This window comes from Holdemanella sp. MSK.7.32 (assembly GCF_024460475.1).
Classification (GTDB): domain Bacteria; phylum Bacillota_I; class Bacilli_A; order Erysipelotrichales; family Erysipelotrichaceae; genus Holdemanella.
In genome coordinates this window covers 1-20,874 of the sequence record NZ_JANFYN010000022.1, presented here as the reverse complement: position 1 = coordinate 20,874, position 20,874 = coordinate 1, and the positions used below count along the sequence as shown (strand labels likewise).

Annotated in this window: 19 protein-coding genes; 4 read left to right on the top strand and 15 right to left on the bottom strand. The window is 34.9% G+C overall.

The annotated features are described in order from the left end of the window. Positions 1–251: 251 nt before the first annotated feature. Positions 252–755: a hypothetical protein gene (locus NE544_RS06710; protein ID WP_256268787.1), complete on the top strand. Its 504-nt coding sequence runs from the start codon at positions 252–254 to the stop codon at positions 753–755. A 374-nt stretch (positions 756–1,129) separates the two neighbouring features. Here NE544_RS06710 and NE544_RS06705 read toward each other — a convergent pair whose 3' ends face one another. Next, entirely contained in the window at positions 1,130–1,366 is a 237-nt protein-coding gene (locus NE544_RS06705; RefSeq protein ID WP_256268786.1) for a hypothetical protein, read from the bottom strand. A 213-nt stretch (positions 1,367–1,579) separates the two neighbouring features. Between NE544_RS06705 and NE544_RS06700 the strand changes: the two genes are divergently transcribed. Further along, complete coding sequence (locus NE544_RS06700; RefSeq protein ID WP_256268785.1) at positions 1,580–2,335, top strand: GntR family transcriptional regulator; 756 nt, start codon at positions 1,580–1,582, stop codon at positions 2,333–2,335. 1,079 nt (positions 2,336–3,414) lie between these two features. On the opposite strand, the gene NE544_RS06695 is transcribed toward NE544_RS06700, so the two are convergent. Genes NE544_RS06695 through NE544_RS06670 form a run of 6 tightly spaced genes read right to left on the bottom strand, consistent with a single transcriptional unit; the run spans position 3,415 to position 7,554 of the window. Continuing rightward, on the bottom strand, positions 3,415–4,230 hold the full coding sequence (locus tag NE544_RS06695; RefSeq protein WP_256268784.1) for a PTS system mannose/fructose/sorbose family transporter subunit IID: 816 nt from the start codon (positions 4,228–4,230) through the stop codon (positions 3,415–3,417). Between the two features lie 2 nt (positions 4,231–4,232). Continuing rightward, positions 4,233–4,976: a PTS sugar transporter subunit IIC gene (locus tag NE544_RS06690; protein ID WP_256268783.1), complete on the bottom strand. Its 744-nt coding sequence runs from the start codon at positions 4,974–4,976 to the stop codon at positions 4,233–4,235. 38 nt (positions 4,977–5,014) lie between these two features. Continuing rightward, positions 5,015–5,476 (bottom strand): PTS sugar transporter subunit IIB, encoded by a 462-nt coding sequence (locus tag NE544_RS06685; protein WP_256268782.1) that lies wholly within the window; start codon positions 5,474–5,476, stop codon positions 5,015–5,017. Continuing rightward, positions 5,473–5,895, bottom strand: a complete 423-nt coding sequence (locus tag NE544_RS06680; RefSeq protein WP_003865937.1) for a PTS sugar transporter subunit IIA — start codon at positions 5,893–5,895, stop codon at positions 5,473–5,475. Before NE544_RS06680 ends, NE544_RS06685 begins: the two co-directional genes overlap by 4 nt. Further along, the gene (locus NE544_RS06675) at positions 5,879–6,565 is read right to left on the bottom strand and encodes an HAD family phosphatase (RefSeq protein WP_256268781.1); all 687 of its coding nucleotides are present in this window, start codon (positions 6,563–6,565) and stop codon (positions 5,879–5,881) included. The genes NE544_RS06680 and NE544_RS06675 overlap by 17 nt, the downstream gene beginning before the upstream one ends. Before the next feature lie 11 nt (positions 6,566–6,576). Next, the gene (locus NE544_RS06670; RefSeq protein WP_227992537.1) at positions 6,577–7,554 is read right to left on the bottom strand and encodes an SIS domain-containing protein; all 978 of its coding nucleotides are present in this window, start codon (positions 7,552–7,554) and stop codon (positions 6,577–6,579) included. A gap of 544 nt (positions 7,555–8,098) precedes the next feature. Here NE544_RS06670 and NE544_RS06665 point away from each other — a divergent pair. Next, positions 8,099–8,893, top strand: a complete 795-nt coding sequence (locus tag NE544_RS06665; RefSeq protein ID WP_256268780.1) for a DUF6591 domain-containing protein — start codon at positions 8,099–8,101, stop codon at positions 8,891–8,893. Between the two features lie 99 nt (positions 8,894–8,992). Here the strand turns inward: NE544_RS06665 and NE544_RS06660 are convergent, their stop codons facing one another. From NE544_RS06660 to NE544_RS06650, 3 genes are all read right to left on the bottom strand, one after another. Continuing rightward, a complete protein-coding gene (locus NE544_RS06660; RefSeq protein ID WP_256268779.1) occupies positions 8,993–10,663 on the bottom strand; it encodes a formate--tetrahydrofolate ligase in 1,671 nt (556 codons plus the stop codon). Between the two features lies 1 nt (position 10,664). Next, on the bottom strand, positions 10,665–11,897 hold the full coding sequence (gene purD / locus NE544_RS06655; protein ID WP_256268778.1) for a phosphoribosylamine--glycine ligase: 1,233 nt from the start codon (positions 11,895–11,897) through the stop codon (positions 10,665–10,667). A 123-nt stretch (positions 11,898–12,020) separates the two neighbouring features. Then, positions 12,021–12,344, bottom strand: coding sequence for a cyclic-di-AMP receptor (locus NE544_RS06650; RefSeq protein ID WP_003865930.1), 324 nt, complete (start codon positions 12,342–12,344; stop codon positions 12,021–12,023). 200 nt (positions 12,345–12,544) lie between these two features. Between NE544_RS06650 and NE544_RS06645 the strand changes: the two genes are divergently transcribed. Beyond that, complete coding sequence (locus NE544_RS06645) at positions 12,545–13,918, top strand: polysaccharide deacetylase (protein ID WP_256268777.1); 1,374 nt, start codon at positions 12,545–12,547, stop codon at positions 13,916–13,918. A 44-nt stretch (positions 13,919–13,962) separates the two neighbouring features. Here NE544_RS06645 and NE544_RS06640 read toward each other — a convergent pair whose 3' ends face one another. The 5 genes from NE544_RS06640 to uvrA all read right to left on the bottom strand — a co-directional run bounded on the left by NE544_RS06640 (position 13,963) and on the right by uvrA (position 20,701). After that, on the bottom strand, positions 13,963–14,454 hold the full coding sequence (locus NE544_RS06640; protein ID WP_118116038.1) for a PocR ligand-binding domain-containing protein: 492 nt from the start codon (positions 14,452–14,454) through the stop codon (positions 13,963–13,965). A gap of 132 nt (positions 14,455–14,586) precedes the next feature. Next, the gene (gene trxB, locus NE544_RS06635; RefSeq protein WP_256268776.1) at positions 14,587–15,501 is read right to left on the bottom strand and encodes a thioredoxin-disulfide reductase; all 915 of its coding nucleotides are present in this window, start codon (positions 15,499–15,501) and stop codon (positions 14,587–14,589) included. Further along, positions 15,477–16,934: a prolipoprotein diacylglyceryl transferase gene (gene lgt, locus NE544_RS06630; RefSeq protein ID WP_256268775.1), complete on the bottom strand. Its 1,458-nt coding sequence runs from the start codon at positions 16,932–16,934 to the stop codon at positions 15,477–15,479. Before lgt ends, trxB begins: the two co-directional genes overlap by 25 nt. Beyond that, positions 16,912–17,874, bottom strand: a complete 963-nt coding sequence (gene hprK, locus NE544_RS06625; protein WP_118116032.1) for an HPr(Ser) kinase/phosphatase — start codon at positions 17,872–17,874, stop codon at positions 16,912–16,914. Before hprK ends, lgt begins: the two co-directional genes overlap by 23 nt. Then, positions 17,852–20,701, bottom strand: a complete 2,850-nt coding sequence (gene uvrA, locus NE544_RS06620) for an excinuclease ABC subunit UvrA (RefSeq protein ID WP_256268774.1) — start codon at positions 20,699–20,701, stop codon at positions 17,852–17,854. Before uvrA ends, hprK begins: the two co-directional genes overlap by 23 nt. Positions 20,702–20,874 lie beyond the last annotated feature (173 nt).

The window sequence follows — 20,874 nt, the reverse complement described above, 5'->3', positions numbered from 1 at the left end:
TATGTCCTAAGCATTTTCATGATCACTACATACATATATGACAATTGTATATTAATAAGAACTGACTTCCAAAATTAAATGATCGATTCAATTTTTGAATGTATGTATTATTTTGATTATATATGATGTTAAATAGATAATGCTTATATCGTGCATAAGAGGACAGAATATCGCATAAGACGATTTGGTGAAACCTTCTAGAGCCAATCATGTATGCTATAATTCATTGTAACTAGGAGGATAAAATTTTTATGAATTTTAAAACAACTTCAACTATAGAAGAACAAATGAACCATGTAAAAAAATATGCTCCATTATTATTACTTAATATTCCTAGAAAATATCAATACTTATTGTACTCCATACCTTTTATTGCAATATTTGCAGATTTTGTTTTTAATTTATTAAATCACATCTATTTCTTATGTATCTTTGACTTTTTCCTTTTTATTGTAACTATACATACTATTATTTCTTTAAGAAAAAAGATAATGATTCCTGAATCCATTTCATCTGGTATTCTTAGTCCTAATTCTATTATTGAAATTGAAATCACCGACAAACAAATCATTGGTGTCTTACCAAATAAAACTATTATTAGAGATTTGAGCGAGTTCACAAATTATATGATTGTAAAAGATGGAGTATTTTTAATGATGAATAACAAAAAAGAAAAAAAATATATACTATATATACCTTCAAAAAAACAAGAATTAATTCTTTTATTTAAGGAAAAGAAAATAAAAGGTATCTAAAACTCAAGATTTTTAAATTATCATAAAATTGGAACTTTTTTATAGTAAGTTGCCAATTTTCTTTTATTTTACGCTTTTTGCTCTAACTAGTTGAATACAAAGTACAAAGCAAAAAAACACATGCTATGCGAATAGTATCAAAGAAATGTTATACAAAATAGATGTGTGTAAATATCACATCATTTTCACACCCAAATATAATATTGAAGGGCAGATTTTCCACAAATTCTACTCTATTTTAAACTACAATCAGAATGTATAGTAAATATAACAGAAAGCGAAAACCATTCTACTCTTAAAAAGGATATTCTCTTATTCGACTATATCCTTAATGCTTATATAGATTTCATTTATGGCTCCACTGATTGCACATGCTACATCTGCATCTTATGTATATTCATAAATTTGTCTTGCGTTCCAGTATGTATCGGCTGTAAATGCTTATAGCCGAAAAGATCATCTTTCTTCATCTCAACAATACGGAAGAAATCTGTGATTTGATGCATTATTTTCTTGATTGATAATAGAATTCCCTTTGTATCACAGCCTGTATACTCTTTTGCCAATGTGAATAGAACTTCATATCTATTGATATACTTGCCTTCTTGCACCTACATATCCTTGTGACCATTTAAGAACTTTGCATTCATTATACACAAAGCAAAATCAGATGAGCACTTGATCATACCGTTCCTCCAGATCAAAATTTTTAAAAATATAATAATATACTGTATTTATCGCATATTTCAGAATTTTCTATAACCAAATTGATTATAAATTGTGTTATAATCATATAGTTAAAGATTATAAGGAGAGAAATACCTATGAATTTGGATAGCAGTAAACCGCTATATAGGCAAGTAGAAGCAGATATAAAAAGCAAAATAGTTTCAAAAGTATATGTCGCCGGAGAAAAGATGCCTACTGAAAATGAGCTCAGCGAACAATACAATGTCAGTAAAATTACCATACGTAAAGCCATCCAGAACCTTTCAGATGAAGGCTACGTAAAAAAGGTACAGGGAAAAGGCACTTTTATCACCTATAAAAAAGAAAAGATGTACTTAAATAAACCTCGCGGATTTAAAGAAACACTTTCCAGCAAAGGTCATTCTTCTAAAAATGATATTATTCAAGCATCTTTTCTTAATGCGGATGAAGACATCTCAGAAAAACTGTCCATTCCTTTAAACACAAAAGTCGTCTATCTGGAAAGACTTGTATGGGAAGATAACGAGCCTATGGCTATCGATAAAATTTATATCGAAGATGAAAAATTCCCTGGCTTCATCACTAAGCTGAGCAAAGATCTTTCTTTTTACACTATATTAGAAAAAGACTATAATATCCAACCTAAACATGCCGTTTTAGAAATTGATGGCATCATTGCTCAGAATCAACATGCGGATCTTTTGAAATGTAACATCGGAGACCCATTGTTTTCCATCAATAAAATCAGTTATGACTTTGAAGATAAGCCAATTCATTATTCATCAACAATTGTCAGATGCGACAGAGCAACTTACGTCGTTCATACAGACAACTCCACCATGATGAACACACAAACCAAATCAAGATAACATAAAGAAGTCCCTACGGGACACTATTCAATTAGAGCAGAGGCAATAGTCTCTGCTTGTTTTATAATATAGTCATGTTTGATACTGAGCTTTATTCCGAACACATATCTCATAATGCTCTGTCATGTGATGATAGAAATTATGACCTTAATAAGCCTAGAATCAAAGATATTTTATGAACTCACTATGAATGGCTATACGATCTCTACATGCACGGTAAAGTTCGTGAAGCTGTTCTGGATAATGTAAAAAAACTCTTTTATGTAACACCTTTTATTTAGGCTCTGACTATTTCGTTTGTCCTGAATGCAATAACTTCAATATTGTTAATCATTAGTGTCATTCAAGATTCTGCACTTCCTGTGGTGTTAAGTATCAAAAATTCTTGCAACCAAAGCTCAGGCTATGTGTGTTGATGTTCATAACCGTCATATTGTTTTTACAACAACAAAGAACAGGATGTACTTAACAGAGTGCATGAACTATTAGAACAGCATCAGAAATTCAAACGAACACTTACTCAAAGAAAAGCCAATCTACAATACAAATTAAAGAAACTAAGATTCAGAACTTTGTGTCAGACACCTATAATCATGATATGCTTAAATGCAGATGTGGTCATCTTATGGACTAGATCAGTTCTGACAATCCATTTAAAGGAGGATACCGACACAATGACAGATACTACAGAGCAGTTTGTCTTGATGAAATGCGAGAAATGTGGTTACACAGAAAATGTGCCTATTCATGACATCCTTATACTTAGACAACTAACTACACCTGATGACACTGAAGACCATCTTCTTTGCCCCTTCTGTTTACATGATATGTATCGTATAGATTCACCTAGATTCAAACATAATTAGGTCACATAAAATATACATATGTTTTCATCATGCTCGAATGAAATAATAATGATTATCCCGAGGAAAATCTCCCCGGGATTTGTCTTATGCGACGCATTGAAATTCTTAATATATAAAAAAACAGATGGTTTTGCATATCTGAATATGCATTGCCATCTGTTTTTGGGTTCCCAATCTGAAATTATGTATATTTGAAAGAGAGATTAAATGTTACTAGAGAATTCCAAGGCCACCCATAACCAATCCAAACAGAATGGTTCCGATTAATAATGCGTTAGTATTCACTTTCTTCTGAATAAGCTTGTAAACACCCAAAGTAAATACAAGTGGTAATAACTTAGGGAAGATAGTATTTAACATATCCTGCAGAACAAGAGATGTACCACCATTCTGGAACTGTAATGGTGTAGTAATGTTTACCATACTTGCAACCATTCCACCTACAACCAAAAGACCTACGATAGAAGCGAAATGCATGACACGATCCATAAGGCCTCCCTGATAGAGTTTTGCAAGGTATTTATTACCAGATTCATATCCAAGGAAAGTTGCATTATACGCAAATAGTAATGATGGAATCGCAAACAATACTACAGCCAAGATTGGACCTAACACACTTCCCTGCTTTGCAAAGGATAAACCGATACCAAATGTGATGATTCTTAAAGTTCCCTGGAAGAAACTGTCCCCAATACCTGCAAACGGTCCCATCAAACTTGTTTTAATCATAGGAATGGATTCTGTCTGGAAATCACCTTCTTCAGAATTGGCATTCTGCTCTTCCATAGAAGCTACAAGACCCATAATAAATGGTGTCATCTGAGGTGTACAGTTAAAGAATTCCATATGACGTCTGTACGCATCTTTTTTTCTTTCTTCATCATCTGCATATAATTTATCTAAGACCGGAGACATTCCGCACATGAATCCCATGTGCATCTGGCGTTCATAGTTCCAGGAACACATGATTGTCAAAGATCTTAAGAAAACTTTACGCAAATCTGCTTTTGTTAATTTCTTCTGTTCCATAATTATACATTTGCTCCTTTTCCATAGAATACCTTATCTAAGATGTATGCCAAAATGATAGCAAACAGTGTTACGCCAACCAGATCCAATCCGGAGTAAGCAACAATCAAGAAACCTAACATAAAGTAAGGGAACATCTTTTTAGACAACATAGTACTTAATAACATTGCAAATCCAAGTGCAGATAACAAGTTACCGGATACTGTCAGACCTTTTGTAATAACTTCAGGAATCGCATCCACAAAGTTACTTACTAAATCTATTCCTAAATATACAGCTAAAAAGACAGGAACAAAGTATACTAAACAGTTGAAGGTAAAGGACCACCATAAATGAACATGAATTGCCTTTTTGAATTTACCTTCATCAATTGCCTTATCTGCAAAATGTGAGAACTGTGCAATCACCATACGCATCAGTTCACTCAGGAATTCACCTGCAACTGCTACAGGAATAGCAAGTGATAGAGCTTCTTCTGTAGTAGCACCCGAAAGGATAGCAAACGCAGTAGCAATGACACTTCCCAGTTGCATGTTTGGAGGACCAGCAGCACCAATAGCCACAAAGCCCATGGACATCAATTCTAATGAGGCGCCAAGGATAATTCCCTGTTTCATATCGCCTAAAACTAAGCCGGCCAATGTACTCAAAATAAGAGGTCTTCCGATATTCTGGCGTCCAATCAATCTGGAGTCAACAACCGCAACCAATGAGACCAAGCCTAATAATATAGCCTTAATTAGCATAATATTTCTCCTTAATTATGATATTATTATTAAAATTATTATTCAAAATTTGCACGTTCAATCGGTGAAGTAGGCACCATCTGGATAATGATCTTCTTACCCATGGAAATCAACTCTTTAGTTGAAGCAAGTTCCTCTTCATTCAAGAAGATAGCTTTACCATATGCCTTAGAACCATTCTTCTTTGCCACACCACCATAATTGATTTCTGTAACTTCCGGCAATTCTTTAACAAGCTGTACAGCTTCTTTAGGTCCTTTAACAATAATCATGATATTTTTATCTGCATTCTTTTCCACAACTTCCTTTACTTTAGAAAATGGAATGATGCTTAATTCACAATCTGCTGGTTTAGCAATGCTAAGAGCCATCATACTTATTGGATCATTAGGCACTTTATCATCTGCCACAATAATATAATTTGCTGACAGTTGTTTTGTCCAGGAAAAGATTACCTGACCATGCAGAAGACGATGGTCAACTCTAACTAATTTAATCATACATTACCTCCATCTAATAATTTGTTATAAAACACCATACTACGGGATGCATTTTCACAAATTTCTTCTATATTCAGCTCTTCCCAGGAAATGCCATTTTTCTTCATAGTCATAAGTTCTAAAACAAATGGAAGATTGATACCCGCAATAAATTTTCTGGATGAATTGATAAATGGTAAAGATACATTTGCAGGTGATCCCCCAGGAAGATCCAACAGAACTACCAGATTTCTATCTTTATAGACTCCATCTATCATAGTTTTTATCTTCTCTGAAAAATCTTCCAGAGATTCAGCATTTTCAAAACTCAATGTCCCAAAATCATCATCGTCGATATCCAGAATTAATTTCAGTGCACCTTCATAACCTTTACATAAACTACTATGCGTAATCATTAACACATCAAATGCATCTTTCATATTTCATACCATCCTTTTGTATTTCATCTAAAAGTGGAATACCCTCATGCAAAGAGGATATAATTTTCACTGTCTGCCGTTGCTGTATTTCGGTAGCCTGAACTAAATCCGGCACCATCACAACAGGAATTCCTGCAGACCACGCAGCCTGTACTCCTACAGCAGAATCTTCAAACACGAGAGCATTATCTTTGCAAACATTCATAGTATCAATCACATTCAGATACACATCCGGAGATGGCTTTGTATGTTTTACCTCATCCCCGCAGCATATATAATCAAAATACTGTATCAGATGTAATTTTCTTAAACGTTCCTCTGTCAAGACTCTACTGGTAGAAGTAGCTACTGCACACCGAATACCTGTCATTTTAATGTAGTCCAGAATTTCATAGACACCCGTTTTGACTTCCAACTGACTTTCCAGTCTTTTAAGGCCTGTTTGTCGTGCAGTTTCAAGAAATTCCTCTGTAGAGCATTTTCCTTGTAAAACAGTATTAAGAAATTCTCTTACAGCAATTCCAGTCCGCCCAACTACATGCAAAAATGATTCCTGTGTCCATTCTGAAATCCCATAGGATTCAGCTACATCACACCAAACATTCTGCCAGACCCTTTCGGTATTCAATAATAAACCATCTACATCAAAAATGACAAGTTCCAGCGACATATTTTTTCCTCTTAGTATTCCATCTGCCACATGTAACGACGAACGTCTAAAGAATGTCCACGTTCAAATGCAATGGCTTCCACAAAGTGACGAATGACAACACCTGTAAGAATTGCAGCTATGTATTGTCTAGCTTCCTCAGCAACATTTGATAAATCAAGATCTTTCTGATCAAGAACTAACAAATCTTCTGTAAATTTCTTAGCAAAATTTTCAACACGTTCATCAAGGAATCTTGTCTTGCCAATGCTCTTTACAAGCATAAATGGAACATCATAGTCTGTAACTTCAAATGGTCCATGGAAGAATTCACCAGAATGAATGCAACCAGAATTAATCCACTGCATTTCCATAAACCAGCACATTGCTGTGGAATATACTTCACCATAGTTAATACCACTACCAATTGTATAAATCGTCTTTTTACGTTTATTATCTTTTGCCCACTGTTTAGCCTGAGCATCATACTGTTCTTTTGCTTTTGTAGATAACTCTGTTAACTTTTCCAACTCTTTAAAGCAAATATCCCATTTTGCATCAGCTGCAAGAACACCAAGTAGCTTGAATAGCAATCCGTAAAGAATACCTTTATTCTTATCAGAATCGCTGACATCTTTACCCCAGTCATAATGTACTGGATATTCTGCAGCTTCCCATAATGGAGAACCTTCTAAATTAGATAAACAAATTGTAATTGCGCCCTTAGATCTTGCAAGTTTTGTAGCAGCAACTGTTTCTGGAGTATTACCTGAATGTGAGCATGAAATAACCACTGATTTTTCGCATAGATTTTTAGGTGTGTCATATACAAACTCATTTGCAGTGTATACATGTGATGGAACAGAAGACTCCTTATCAAATAAATACTGACCTGCCATTAACACTGCCTGAGAACCACCGCAAGCCACGAAATAAACTTCGTTAACTTCCTTTCTGGAAGCTACTGCTTCAACAGCTGTTTTAATTTGTAATTCATGTAAGTTTCTCATATTTTCCCTCCTGAATGATTATATATCATTATGTGTCCTTACATAACCTATTATATCGATAGCGTATTTTTTGTCAAGCGCTTTCATTTATTTTTTTTTGTTATATTAGCAATCGGCTAATCTACAATCATGTATGGATCGATGAAAAGTACGTAGAAGATTATCAAGTGCTGGAATCTAATAACGAAAAGCATCCAAGAGGATTGTCGAAAACAAAGATATGCATCGTAGTAGCTATTGATTCCAATAAGAATATGGCAATGATCAATAATATGTGCAGCTGGTTGAAAAGATATATCTGAAGGTTTATAGGAATGGAAGTAGAAAACTTACAATCTTATTTAAATTGGTTTATATCTGCAGAGATGTAAAGAGAGAAATACACAGATTATTTTACGTTCTCCAGTAACTCATAATAAAAAACTCCCGTGTTACCATACTATTGTAATCAGATCATGTTATGCATTATTTTTTCCTCTTATACATATCTAGTCAATATTTAAAACAATATAGTATACTTAAATTAGAAAGGCAGGACATAACTATGAAAAAATTAGCTATCGCAATCACCAGTTTACTTTTAATCACTGGATGCTCTTCTACACCTACCATCACAAACACAAATAATATTAAGGAGCATATTCTAAAGGATAATGTAGCTTATGATTCATTCTCTTCATATAGTGATTCAGATACAATTATTCGTTTGCCAAATGGAGAATATATACATGGAACAAAAGAAGTGAATGGAAAATATTATGATAGCGATCAAGATTCAGGGGCCATTCGGGCAAAAAAAGCTAAATATTATGCTTTACTAGCTATAGATGTGAGTAATTATTTAACTGAAGAATTTGAGGGATTCAACGATTCAGATGAGGTTTTCTATAATAAGAAAAATGGTGGCTTCACAGATGCATCTACAGTCATGGATGAAAATGGTAACGAAAAAGACTTGGCTAATAATCCAGATTATGATTCTATGACAGTAAAAGAAGCGAAAGAAAAAGAATACAACCGTTTGATCCAAGAAGATGCTAAAGAAGAAAAGAAAAATCTGTCTTCTCCAGTCAGTGAATTAAACTCATTATTGCCAAAAACAGATTATATTTCACGAACGGTTTTCAACAAAAAGAATAAATATGCCATTCATTATTATGAAGTAGAAGAAAATGAGTATTCCGATTACATAAAGAAAATTAAAGAGAAGGGTTTTGATTCCATTGATCCAAATTCTCCAGAAGAATCTTTTTTAGGCGTCAACAACGATAATATATCAGTCAATATACACTATGATGCAACAAATAAAATCCTTGATTTATACATTCGAAGACAATAAGTTCTACTCACCAAAAGTCCAGACAACATTTGATTGTCTGGACTCTTTTTTTTAATGAGAACAAAAAAAAAGACTGGAATTTTCATCCAGCCTTTGACATTAGAATAATCCTACGATTTTACCATCTTCATCCACATCCATGTCTAATGCACTTGGATGTTTTGGAAGTCCTGGCATTGTTAATACTTTACCTGTTAGAGCAACAATGAAGCCAGCACCTAAACTTGGGCGTAATTCACGAACTGTAATTCTAAATCCTGTAGGACGACCCATTACTTTACCATCATCTGATAATGACATTTGTGTTTTAGCCATACAAATTGGTAATTTATCCCATCCTAATTCATTGAACTTCGCAATTTGTGCTTGTGCTTCTTCTGTAAAATCAACACCATCTGCACCATATACTTTTTTGGCAATGGTTTCTATTTTTTCTTCAATAGTCTTATCTAAATCATATAAAGGAGCATAGTTATTTTCTTGATCACATAACGCAACGACTTTGTTGGCTAAATCAATAGCACCTTCTCCACCTTTTGCCCATACTTGAGATAATGACATTGGGTGGTTGTTTTCTTCACACCATTTTTCTAATGCAGCTACTTCAGCCGGTGTATCTGTCGCAAATTCATTGATCGCAACAATGTATGGTAAACCAAATTGTTGTACTGTATCAATGTGTTTTGCTAAGTTTTCACATCCTGCAAGCATAGCCTCTACATTTTCTTCTTTTAAATCTTCTAAGGCAATTCCACCATGTTGTTTTAAGGCACGAATTGTCGCAACAATCACAACCGCATTCGGTTTAAGATCAGCCAATCGACACTTGATATCCAAGAATTTTTCAGCACCTAGATCTGCACCAAATCCAGCTTCTGTAACTGTATAATCTGCAAGTTCTAGACATGCTTTTGTGGCAATAACAGAGTTACATCCATGCGCAATATTCGCAAATGGACCACCATGAATCAATACTGGATTATGTTCAAGAGTTTGAACAACGTTAGGCAATACAGCATCTTTCATAACCATAGCCAATGCACCTTCAATACCTAAATCATGCACATATACAGGCTTATCATCATAAGTATATGCCACAAGCATTTTTCCAAATCTTTTCTTTAAATCCATTAAATCATCTGCCAAACATAAAGCTGCCATGATTTCACTTGCGACAGTAATATTAAATCCGTCTTTACGTTCAACTCCATTGGCTTTTGCACCACAACCAATGGTAATATTACGCAAAGTACGATCATTCATATCTAAACAACGTTTGAATGTGACTTTTTCAGGATCAATATTCAATTCATTTCCCTGATGAATCACATTATCCAAGCATGCACTAACTAAGTTATTAGCTGTCGTAATCGCATGCATATCTCCAGTAAAGTGAAGGTTGATATCTTCCATGGGTACAACTTGGGCATAGCCACCACCTGTAGCTCCACCTTTTAATCCAAATACTGGACCTAAACTTGGTTCACGTAAAGCCATCATCGTTTTCTTACCTAAACGATTTAAGGCATCTCCCAAACCAACTGTTGTCGTACTCTTTCCTTCTCCAGCCTTAGTAGGATTAATGGCTGTAACTAATACTAATTTTCCATGAGGATTATTTTCAATGGATTTCAAATAATCAAAAGACAATTTAGCTTTATATTTTCCATAATGTTCCAAGCTATCTGCAGGAATTCCAATTTTTGCGGCAACCTTTTCAATTGGTTCCATGACGCATTCTTGTGCAATTTCTAAATCTGTTTTAGCCATTTTACATATCCTTCTTTCCAATATCATTTCTGTGAAATAAATCTTTACATTGAATTTTTTCTAATTCTTTATATGTATGATCAAATGCAGTCTGTAAGTCATCTTCTAGAGTAACGACCATTAAAACACGTCCTCCATCTGTGACTAATCCTTCATCTGTCATTTTTGTTCCCATGTGGAAAACCAATCCGTCTACATCATCAACACCTGTAATCAAAGATCCTTTTGTAGAGCTTGCAGGATAGTTTGTACTTGCTAAAACAACACCGTGACTGACTTTATCTGTCCATTTTAGTTCAACTGGTTTATTATCCATTAAATCTAAAATAGCTTGGACAAAATCACTTTCTAAACGAGGCAAAATAACTTCGGCTTCTGGATCTCCAAAACGTGCATTGAATTCAATTGTTTTAATACCTTTTTCTGTCAACATCAATCCACCATATAAGAATCCAGTGAATGGAACACCCTCTTTAACCATAGCACTTGCCATTGGTTTCATAATTTCATTCATGGCTTCATCGATAATTTCAGAAGTAATCTTCTTAACTGGACTATAAGATCCCATACCACCTGTATTTGGACCTTTATCTCCATCAAATACACACTTGTGATCTTGGGCTACTTCTAAAGGTACAACTGTTTCATTGTGTACTAGACAGATCAAAGAAAATTCAAATCCAAATAAACATTCTTCAATCACAACCGAATTATTTTCAATCGCAAAGGCAATATCCAATGCTTCCTTAGCCTGTTCTACCGTAGAAGCTACTGTAACACCTTTTCCAGCTTTTAAGCCATCTTCCTTAATAACAATAGGAGCCCCTTGTTCTTGTACGTATGCCCATGCAGATTCTAAATCATAGAATGTTTTATAAGCAGCTGTTGGGATATTATATTTTGCCATGATTTTCTTGGCAAAATCCTTACTTGATTCGACTTGAGTCGCCTTCTTATCTGGCCCAAAAATCTTTAGGCCTTCTTTTTTAAACGCATCTACAACACCTAGAGCTAAAGTTGCCTCAGGACCTACGATGGTTAAATCTACATTTCTTTCTTTTGCCAAGGCGACAAGGCCTTCTACATCATTGTCTTTCACATTGACACATTCTCCAATTTTTGCCATTCCAGGATTACCTGGAGCACAAATCAACTCATCACATAAAGCTGAACGTTTGCATGCATACGCAAGTGCGTGTTCACGTCCGCCCTTACCGATAACTAGTATTTTCATTGCGTTTTAATCTCCTTTTTCTTTACCATTCAATCATAACAGAAAAAAGCCCCTAATGGGTCTTTATTCACAATTTTTTTAACAGAAAAAAGGTAGAACATTATATTCTACCCCCCTTGTTTTCTAAACCTTTAAGAATTGTGCTACATCTAGCACGAAAATTGTGGCTCCACCAACAGTAACTTCCACAGGAAAACTTGCATAACGGCCAATATCATAACTAGCTGTACTAGGTACAATTTCCGTTCGCTTACTTGAATATTCCTTGATGATATCTATAGCTGCTTCTACTTTTTCGTCTTCACAACCAATGATCAACGTTGTATTGCCTGCGCGAAGGAATCCACCAGTCGTTGCTAATTTAGTAACAGAAAAACCATTTTTATTTAGTGCATTACTTGCCACTGGACTATCGTCATTTGATAAAATTGCTAGGATAAGTTTCATAGTGCTTCCCCCACCTTTCTAAGGTTATTATATAAGAATTTATGCGCAACTACAACAAGAAAAAAGAACCATAATCTTTAGAACAATTCCTCTTATTTCATGTATAATAGATATAGAGTTTAAAAGGGGTTAATTATGTTAAGGGAATTTAATTTTTTATGCACAAAAAAAGACTGTAACCTATCTTTCGAGGGTCAACTATGACAAATAAAAAAAGGAAAGATACTTTCGGAAATGGCTTGATTGCTTTTTTATTTATATGCATGATATTTTTGATGGGTTATGCTTTTAAAAATCCTATATTATTATATTCTACAAATCCAGAAGTAGAGATCAATCATGAATATGATCCAAAGACAAACATTCAACAAGTCTTCTATCATTCGGATTCTAGTGTTCAAGTTTCAAGTGATATCGATACTAAAAAAGTGGGGAATTATACGGTTACTTATCAAATAAAAGACTATAAAAAAACATGTACAGTCTCAGTAAAAGATACGAAAGCGCCAAAGCTAAAAGTTAAAACATACACCACCGATTTAAAAGAAGATGTGAAGCCCAATTCTTTTGTAGAAAGTGTTGAAGATGATTCAAAGGTTACCTTATCTTTTAAAAATAAAGTGACTAAAGATGAAAAACAAACAGTGACGATCGTAGCTAAAGATGCATATGGAAATTGCACAATGAAAGATACGACACTTACGTTAAAAAAAGATACTGAAAAACCTGTTATTCGTACAGATCCAATTCATGTCTACACAGATTCAAAACCGAACTTTAAATCTTATATTGACGTAACGGATAACTTAGATTTAAATCCAAAGATCAAAATCGATTCTTCAAAAGTAAAGACAAAAAAAGAAGGCTCTTATAAATTAACGGTTACGGCAACAGATCGTTCTGGCAATAAGGCTAAGAAAAAAATTAATGTCATTGTTGAGGATCCTACAAAAGTCGTTTATCTAACATTTGATGATGGTCCAAGTGAAAATACGGATAAAGTATTAAAGATACTAAAAAAATATGATGCGAAAGCTACATTCTTTGTGACTGGAAACAATCAAAAATATAATGATTCCATTCGAAAAGCAGAAAAACAAGGAAATACAATTGCACTTCATACATATACGCATGATTATGCGACTGTCTATTCGTCTACAGAAGCATATTTTAATGATTTACAACAAATAAGTGATATGGTTAAACAAATCACAGGAAAAGCTCCAAAATATATTCGTTTCCCTGGTGGTTCAAGCAATATGGTTTCTGCCAACTACTCTCAGGGTATTATGTCAAAACTTGATAGTATGGTACATGAAAGAGGTTATGAATATTTTGACTGGAACTGCTCAAGTGGGGATGCCGCTTCAAACAGCGTACCTGCTCAAACAATCGTCGATAACTCAACAAATTGCAACTACGATCAAATTATGTTGTTGTTCCACGACTCAAGTCCTAAAACTTCTACAGTTGAAGCTTTGCCCGCCATCATTGAAAACTATAAAAGTCGTGGTTATGTATTTAAAGCGATCAGTGATGATACACCCATATTCCATCATGGAGTCAATAACTAAGTCAGCAAATTGCTGGCTTTTTTTATACAAAAAAATCGAAGGAATTAACCCTCGATTACTGCTTTGTAGTACTTTAATAGATCTTGCATCAATTCAATACTTTCTTCAACCTGATCTTCATTCATCACAACAACTTTTGTGTAGTTATGTAAAAGTATAGGTCTAGAAACATTATATGTTTCTGCCAAATGATTGACCCAATCCTCTGCTTCTAAGCCTTGCTGCTTTGTAATAACACCTTCTGATACAATTACACCTTTTACATCTGCAAGCGATACGGGAACACTCCATTTCACTAGTCCTGCATGGCATGCATACTTTTGCGGTTCATTCGATTTTAAAGCTCCTGTATAATTTTCAAATGTACATTCATCACATTGGCGTAATGCAGATGAACTTGTTTTTAAGCATTTACAAAAGAAGTTCTTTTCCTTTGCACTGCTAATTTCTGTCTCGTCTTGCACGAAATAGCATCTTAATCCAGTAATATGGTAATACGCATCCATTACCTTTTTGATTGCTTCTTCAGGCAACATAAATAACACCTCAAATCCTTTTCTTATCTTAATTAAATCACTTTCAGTGATTGATTTCAAGCATATTGTAAGCCGTTTCAATCGCTTTTTTGTAAATTAAAACCAGATGTTTCCACCTGGTTTCTGGGATTATTAAATTCCTTTTATTTTATGAAATGCATGCTGTGCTGCAATGGCACCATCGTTACATGCCGTAATAACCTGTCTTAAATTTTTGTCAATGACATCGCCTGCTGCATAAATTCCTGGAATTTTTGTTTGACGATCATCATCGACTAGAACATAGCCACGCTCATTTAATATACCTAAATCTTGTACACAATCCGTATTTGGATCTTGTCCAACATAAGGGAAGATACCTGAACATTCTATAACTTGTTTTTCATGCGTATCCACATTTTCAAGTTCAATACCGGATACTTTTCCTTCCGAACTTAAAATTCGAACAGGAATATGCTTCTTAATGACATGAATCTTTGCGTTCTCTTCAATTTGTTTTTGAATATGTTCTTCAGCTCTAAATACATCTCTACGAATCACAATCGTAACACTGCGCGCAAGCCCGGCAAGATAAATCGATTCTTCTAATGCCGAGTTTCCTCCACCAATCACTACAACCTCTTTATCTCTAAAAAATGCACCGTCACAAACTGCACAGAAAGAAACACCATGTCCTAGATTTTCATTTTCCCCAGGAATATTCAATAAACGTTCCTTTGTCCCTGTCGCAAGAATGACAGCTTCCCCTTTCACAACATTCCCATCGTTTAAATATACATTTTTATTTTCATCGATTTTATTGACTTCACCATACGCATATTCAGCTTGAAAGGATGTTGCTTGTTCAAACATATCCATTGCCAACTGTGTACCTTCAATATCTTTTATACCTGGATAATTACTGATTTTATTTGTCTTAATCAATTTTCCACCAGGCGCTCCATTTTCTAATATCAAAGTTTTAAGTCCTGCCCTTGAACCATATAATGCTGCGCTTAAACCAGCAGGGCCGGCACCAACTATTACCAAATCGTATTGTCGCTCCATATGCGATCCTCCTTACATAATGGTACTAACTGCATTAAATCATCGATGACCTTACATGGATGTGCTTTTTCTAAAGCTTCGCGTTGTTTTTCATCTACACTAAACCCTACAGAATAGGCAGCCATATTTTTTGCGGCTACAATATCCGCAACATTATCACCAACATAAATACAATCGTCATGACTAGTATGTAATAAGTTGCATGCTTCAATCAAGCCAGATGCACTTGGCTTAGGTTCGGGCAAATTTTCTTTTCCCAATACAACCTTGAAATAGCCATTTAAACCAGCTTGTTTTAGTCCTCTTTTCACAACTTCAATACGCTTATTTGATATTACCGCACACTGTATATTTTGTTCTTTTAACCCCTCTAACATTTCTTTGGCATGAGGCACTTCCTTTAATAGATTTTTATGCAAAGATTTATTGATTACTTGATAACGATCAATAATACTTTGTACCTGCTCTTCTGGGAAATACTTTGAAAAAGTTACTTCTAACGTTGGTCCAAAGAATGAATATAATTCTTCATTTGATAATTCATAATTGGGTTTTAATTCTTTAAAAACTCTTCTAAATGTTTCAAAAACCAATTGTTGTGAATCAATCAGCGTTCCATCCAAGTCAAACAAAACAATCGGTTTCTTTTTCCAGTGAAACACCTTATGAAATACACCCATTAAGCCAAGACAACCAACAACCATTAAAGCTAAAGATACAAGTTGAGCTGTACGAAGGCCAAATACCATTAAAGAATCTGTTCGCATTCCTTCAATCACAAAACGTGTAATTCCATACCATACCATATACATAAATCCGCAGTCACCGCGTCTTTTATACCAATGCTTACGGAAAATTAATGTGATAAACAAGAATCCTAATAGATTACATACACTTTCAAATAAGAAAGTAGGCATACGATAGGCTCCATCAATAAACATTTGATTTTTAATAAACGCTGGATAATGCGCAAAGAAACTCTCAGATACAATGCCACCATAGGCTTCTTGATTCATAAAGTTTCCCCAACGACCAAAGGCTTGTGCCAATAACACGGTTGGCATAATCAAATCAAACATTCTAAGAAATGAAATGTTGCGTTTCTTAAAGAAGAATAAACTAAATATAGTTCCTGCAATCAAACCTCCATGTATGGCCAAACCACCGTTCCAAATGGCTACAATTTCATTTAGGTGTGAAGAATAATAATTCCATTCAAAAATAACATACCAGGCTCGAGCTCCCAAAATTCCAATAAACAACATAGGAACTACATAATCGTCTAGAACTTCAGGTGCATACCCCCATTTTTTCATTGCTCTTTGACATAGTAAATAGGCACACAATGCGCCTGTTAAAATTAAAACGGCATACCAAGCAATTTCTAAAGATCCAAAAGAAACAAAAATTCTAGTGTTCGGAAACAGATGCATCGAATTCCTCCTTCTTATTCTCAGAGATTTGTGCTAGCACACGCTCTTCAAATTCTTTAGCTGAATCTAAGCCATCTTTCAACAATAAGAAGTTTGTCACAGCCGTTTCAATAACAGATGACATTGGACGTCCTTGAGAAACCGGAATAGTCATCTTTAAAATTTTGATTCCTAAAATCTCATTGTATTCTTTTTCTTCAATTCCAACACGATCATATTCATAAGAATCATTAAATGGTTCTAAATCGATTTGAAATTCAATTTGTGTTTCATGGGCAACAGCTCCTACTCCATACATGCGAGAAACATTGATAATTCCAACACCTCTCAGTTCCATGAACCCTTCTAACATAGGTGTCGTTCTTCCTACCAAATCATCGTGTATTTTGTAACAATCAATACGATCATCACCAACTAATTGGTGGCCTCGTTTGATAAGTTCCAAGGCAATTTCGCTTTTTCCCATACCGCTTCGACCGGTAATCAATACACCAACCCCAAATACACGCACTAACTCTCCATGAATGACTACAGATTCTGCAAGACATTCATCTAGATAGTTTGTGATACTAACGATTGCGTGCGATGTTTGATGTTCTGTTTTAAATACAGGGAAATTTTTACGTTGTGCTATCTCTTTTAAAACAGGAGGACACTCATGCCCATGCGCAACCACAATACATGGTGTATTATCTCCTGTCAAAAATTCAAAAGAACGACGCTGAGAAATTTCATCCATCTGCTCTTCGATATATCCTATTTCTTTATCCCCAAGTACGACAAGACGTTTTGTTTGTGTGTCTGGAAAATATCCGGCTAGTTCTAATCCAGGGCGGTTTGTATCTGCCAAAGTCAACGGACGATTTAATGAGTCTGAATCCCCAGTTACAATAGTCCACATGAATTTTTTAGCTAAATCACGAACAATTACTTTTGCCATGGTCTCCTCCTTTTTCTAACATTGGTTTTAAATATTGACCTGTATAACTCTCTTTACATGCAGCAACCTTTTCTGGAGTTCCCGTGCAAATCACAGTTCCTCCTCCTTGTCCACCTTCAGGTCCCATATCTATAATTTGATCTGCACATTTGATCACATCCAAATTGTGCTCTATAACTAATACTGTATCACCATGTTCTACAAGACGTTGTAGAACATCAATCAATTTCTTTACATCATCACTATGCAAACCTGTTGTTGGTTCATCAAGCACAAATAATGTTTTTCCTGTTGCCTTCTTTTGAAGTTCACTTGCCAGTTTAACACGTTGTGCTTCACCACCAGATAAAGTCGTAGCACTTTGACCTAACTTAATATAAGAAAGTCCTACATCGTTTAATGTTTGTAGTTTATGTTTGATTTTTGAAACATTGCTGAAGAATTCCAAGGCTTCTTCAACCGTCATATCCAATACATCCGCAATCGTCTTGCCTTTATAATGGACTTGTAATGTTTCTTCGTTGTAACGCTTTCCACCACATTGATCACAAGGTACATAAACATCTGGTAAAAAGTGCATAGAAATACGTAAAATTCCATCGCCTTGACAAGCTTCACAACGTCCACCTTTCACATTGAATGAAAAGCGTCCTTTATCATAGCCTAACATTTTAGCTTCTTTTGTCTGCGCAAATAAATCACGAATATCATCGAATACACCTGTATATGTAGCAGGATTTGAACGTGGCGTTCTACCGATTGGATCTTGTCCTATTTCAACAATCTTATCAATATTTTCGATTCCTTGAATTTCTTTACATGCCCCTGGCTTAATTCTTAATCGTCCTAGTGCATGTTGTAAACCATGTGTTAATACTTCTGTAACTAATGACGATTTCCCACTTCCTGAAACACCAGTGACAACAGTAAATGTACCAAGTTTAATAGTTACATTCACATTTTTCAAGTTGTTTTGACTCGCTTTCACAATCTTTAGTTTCTTGCCATTTCCTTTGCGACGCGTTGCCGGTACTTCAATTCTTTTACGTCCACTTAAGTAAGCTCCCGTAATTGAGTTTTTGTTTTGCATGATTTCTTCAGGTGTTCCTGCCGCAACGATTTGTCCACCATGCACACCGGCACCCGGTCCTACATCCACAATATAATCGCTTGCTCGCATTGTATCTTCATCATGTTCAACCACAATTAATGTATTGCCTAAATCACGCATATCTTTTAATGCACCAATCAAACGGTCATTGTCCCTTTGGTGCAAACCAATACTTGGTTCATCCAAAACATACATAACACCCGTTAAGCGGGATCCAATCTGTGTTGCCAAGCGAATACGTTGCGCTTCTCCACCTGATAAAGTGGATGCTAAACGATCGAGTGTTAAATAACTAAGTCCAACATGATTTAAAAATGAAAGACGGTTTTTAATTTCTTTGACCACCAACTCTGCAATCTTAGCTTGTGTTGGAGTTAATTTTAACTGATCCATAAAATCGATGGCTTCACTAATACTCATTTGCGTCCATTCATAAATGTTTTTTCCACCAACAAGTACAGATAGTGCCTGTTTATTTAATCGTGCTCCATGACATTTCGGACATTGAGCATCTGCCAAGAAAGAACCGTACCATTCTCGAGACATCGTTGAAGTAGTTTCCATATATCTACGTTCAATCATAGGGCAAACACCTTCAATGTATTCTAACTTTGTTGAGACGATTCCCGAACGAGAATTCAACTGGTATGCGATTGGTACATCTGAACCATATAATAAATAGTTAAGCTTCTTTTTAGGTAAATCTTTGATAGGTGTATCCATGTCTATTTCATAATATTTAATAAGCGCATGAATTCTCTGCCATTCTAGGTTTTCTGTATTTACAATATTTTTATAATAATGAATACCACCTTGGGCAATTGATTTAGTATCGTCCGGAATCAACAAAGATAGATCTACTTTCTGTGTAATACCTAGTCCTTTACATTCTGGACAAGCTCCGAAAGGAGCATTAAATGAAAATAATTTAGGTTCTAGTTTAGGTACAGAAAAACCACACACTTTACATGCATAATTGCTTGAAAATAATGTTTCAGAATCATTCGTTAGTAAAATAGCTAAACCATCGCTTAATTTGAGTGCAGTTTCTAATGAATCATGAAAACGCGAACGATCATCACTCTTTACAATGCGATCAACAACAACATCAATTGAATGTTTCTTGTTCTTATCTAAAGGTTCAAGTTCTTCAAGATACTTAATTTCTCCATCAATACGAACTCGAATATAGCCTTCTTTCATTAAATTTTCTAAAAGATCTTTATGTGATCCCTTTTTACCTTGAATCACTGGACTTAAAATTGTACATCTGGTTTTATCAGGTAGTTCCATGATCTTATCAATCATTTCCTTAATTGTATTTCCAGTAATAGGAATATGGTGATCAGGACAATAAGGGACACCTATACGTGCATATAATAATCGTAGATAATCATAAATTTCGGTAACTGTTCCTACGGTTGAACGTGGATTATTAGATGTAGTTTTTTGATCAATTGCGATGGCTGGTGATAATCCATCGATTTGATCAACATCAGGTTTTTCGCTATTGCCAAGAAATTGTCTAGCGTATGCAGATAGAGATTCCATATATCGACGTTGTCCTTCAGCATAAATGGTATCGAAGGCTAGAGAGGTTTTTCCACTTCCAGAAACGCCTGTCATAATGACTAATTTATCTTTAGGTATTTTTAAACTTATATTTTTAAGGTTGTTTTCACGAGCACCTTGTATTGTTATATACTTTTGGTCCATAGTAAACCTCCTATGCACTTTATTATACCATAAACATTTATTCATGATATGTGAAAAAATGTGCAAGAAAAAAGCCAAGTCAAAGTAAATAAAGACTTGGCTTTTGAATATAAAAGGCAAAAAAAAAGGACCCGGCAGCTAGCTATCTTCGCAGGGGCAAGCCCAACTATTGT

Bases quoted from the DNA above. Each gene is read 5' to 3' on its own strand.
- NE544_RS06710 (WP_256268787.1), top strand. From the start codon at position 252: ATGAATTTTAAAACAACTTCAACTATAGAAGAACAAATGAACCATGTA.
- NE544_RS06700 (WP_256268785.1), top strand. From the start codon at position 1,580: ATGAATTTGGATAGCAGTAAACCGCTATATAGGCAAGTAGAAGCAGAT.
- NE544_RS06695 (WP_256268784.1), bottom strand. From the start codon at position 4,230: ATGGAACAGAAGAAATTAACAAAAGCAGATTTGCGTAAAGTTTTCTTA.
- NE544_RS06690 (WP_256268783.1), bottom strand. From the start codon at position 4,976: ATGCTAATTAAGGCTATATTATTAGGCTTGGTCTCATTGGTTGCGGTT.
- NE544_RS06685 (WP_256268782.1), bottom strand. From the start codon at position 5,476: ATGATTAAATTAGTTAGAGTTGACCATCGTCTTCTGCATGGTCAGGTA.
- NE544_RS06680 (WP_003865937.1), bottom strand. From the start codon at position 5,895: ATGAAAGATGCATTTGATGTGTTAATGATTACGCATAGTAGTTTATGT.
- NE544_RS06675 (WP_256268781.1), bottom strand. From the start codon at position 6,565: ATGTCGCTGGAACTTGTCATTTTTGATGTAGATGGTTTATTATTGAAT.
- NE544_RS06670 (WP_227992537.1), bottom strand. From the start codon at position 7,554: ATGAGAAACTTACATGAATTACAAATTAAAACAGCTGTTGAAGCAGTA.
- NE544_RS06665 (WP_256268780.1), top strand. From the start codon at position 8,099: ATGAAAAAATTAGCTATCGCAATCACCAGTTTACTTTTAATCACTGGA.
- NE544_RS06660 (WP_256268779.1), bottom strand. From the start codon at position 10,663: ATGGCTAAAACAGATTTAGAAATTGCACAAGAATGCGTCATGGAACCA.
- purD (WP_256268778.1), bottom strand. From the start codon at position 11,897: ATGAAAATACTAGTTATCGGTAAGGGCGGACGTGAACACGCACTTGCG.
- NE544_RS06650 (WP_003865930.1), bottom strand. From the start codon at position 12,344: ATGAAACTTATCCTAGCAATTTTATCAAATGACGATAGTCCAGTGGCA.
- NE544_RS06645 (WP_256268777.1), top strand. From the start codon at position 12,545: ATGACAAATAAAAAAAGGAAAGATACTTTCGGAAATGGCTTGATTGCT.
- NE544_RS06640 (WP_118116038.1), bottom strand. From the start codon at position 14,454: ATGTTGCCTGAAGAAGCAATCAAAAAGGTAATGGATGCGTATTACCAT.
- trxB (WP_256268776.1), bottom strand. From the start codon at position 15,501: ATGGAGCGACAATACGATTTGGTAATAGTTGGTGCCGGCCCTGCTGGT.
- lgt (WP_256268775.1), bottom strand. From the start codon at position 16,934: ATGCATCTGTTTCCGAACACTAGAATTTTTGTTTCTTTTGGATCTTTA.
- hprK (WP_118116032.1), bottom strand. From the start codon at position 17,874: ATGGCAAAAGTAATTGTTCGTGATTTAGCTAAAAAATTCATGTGGACT.
- uvrA (WP_256268774.1), bottom strand. From the start codon at position 20,701: ATGGACCAAAAGTATATAACAATACAAGGTGCTCGTGAAAACAACCTT.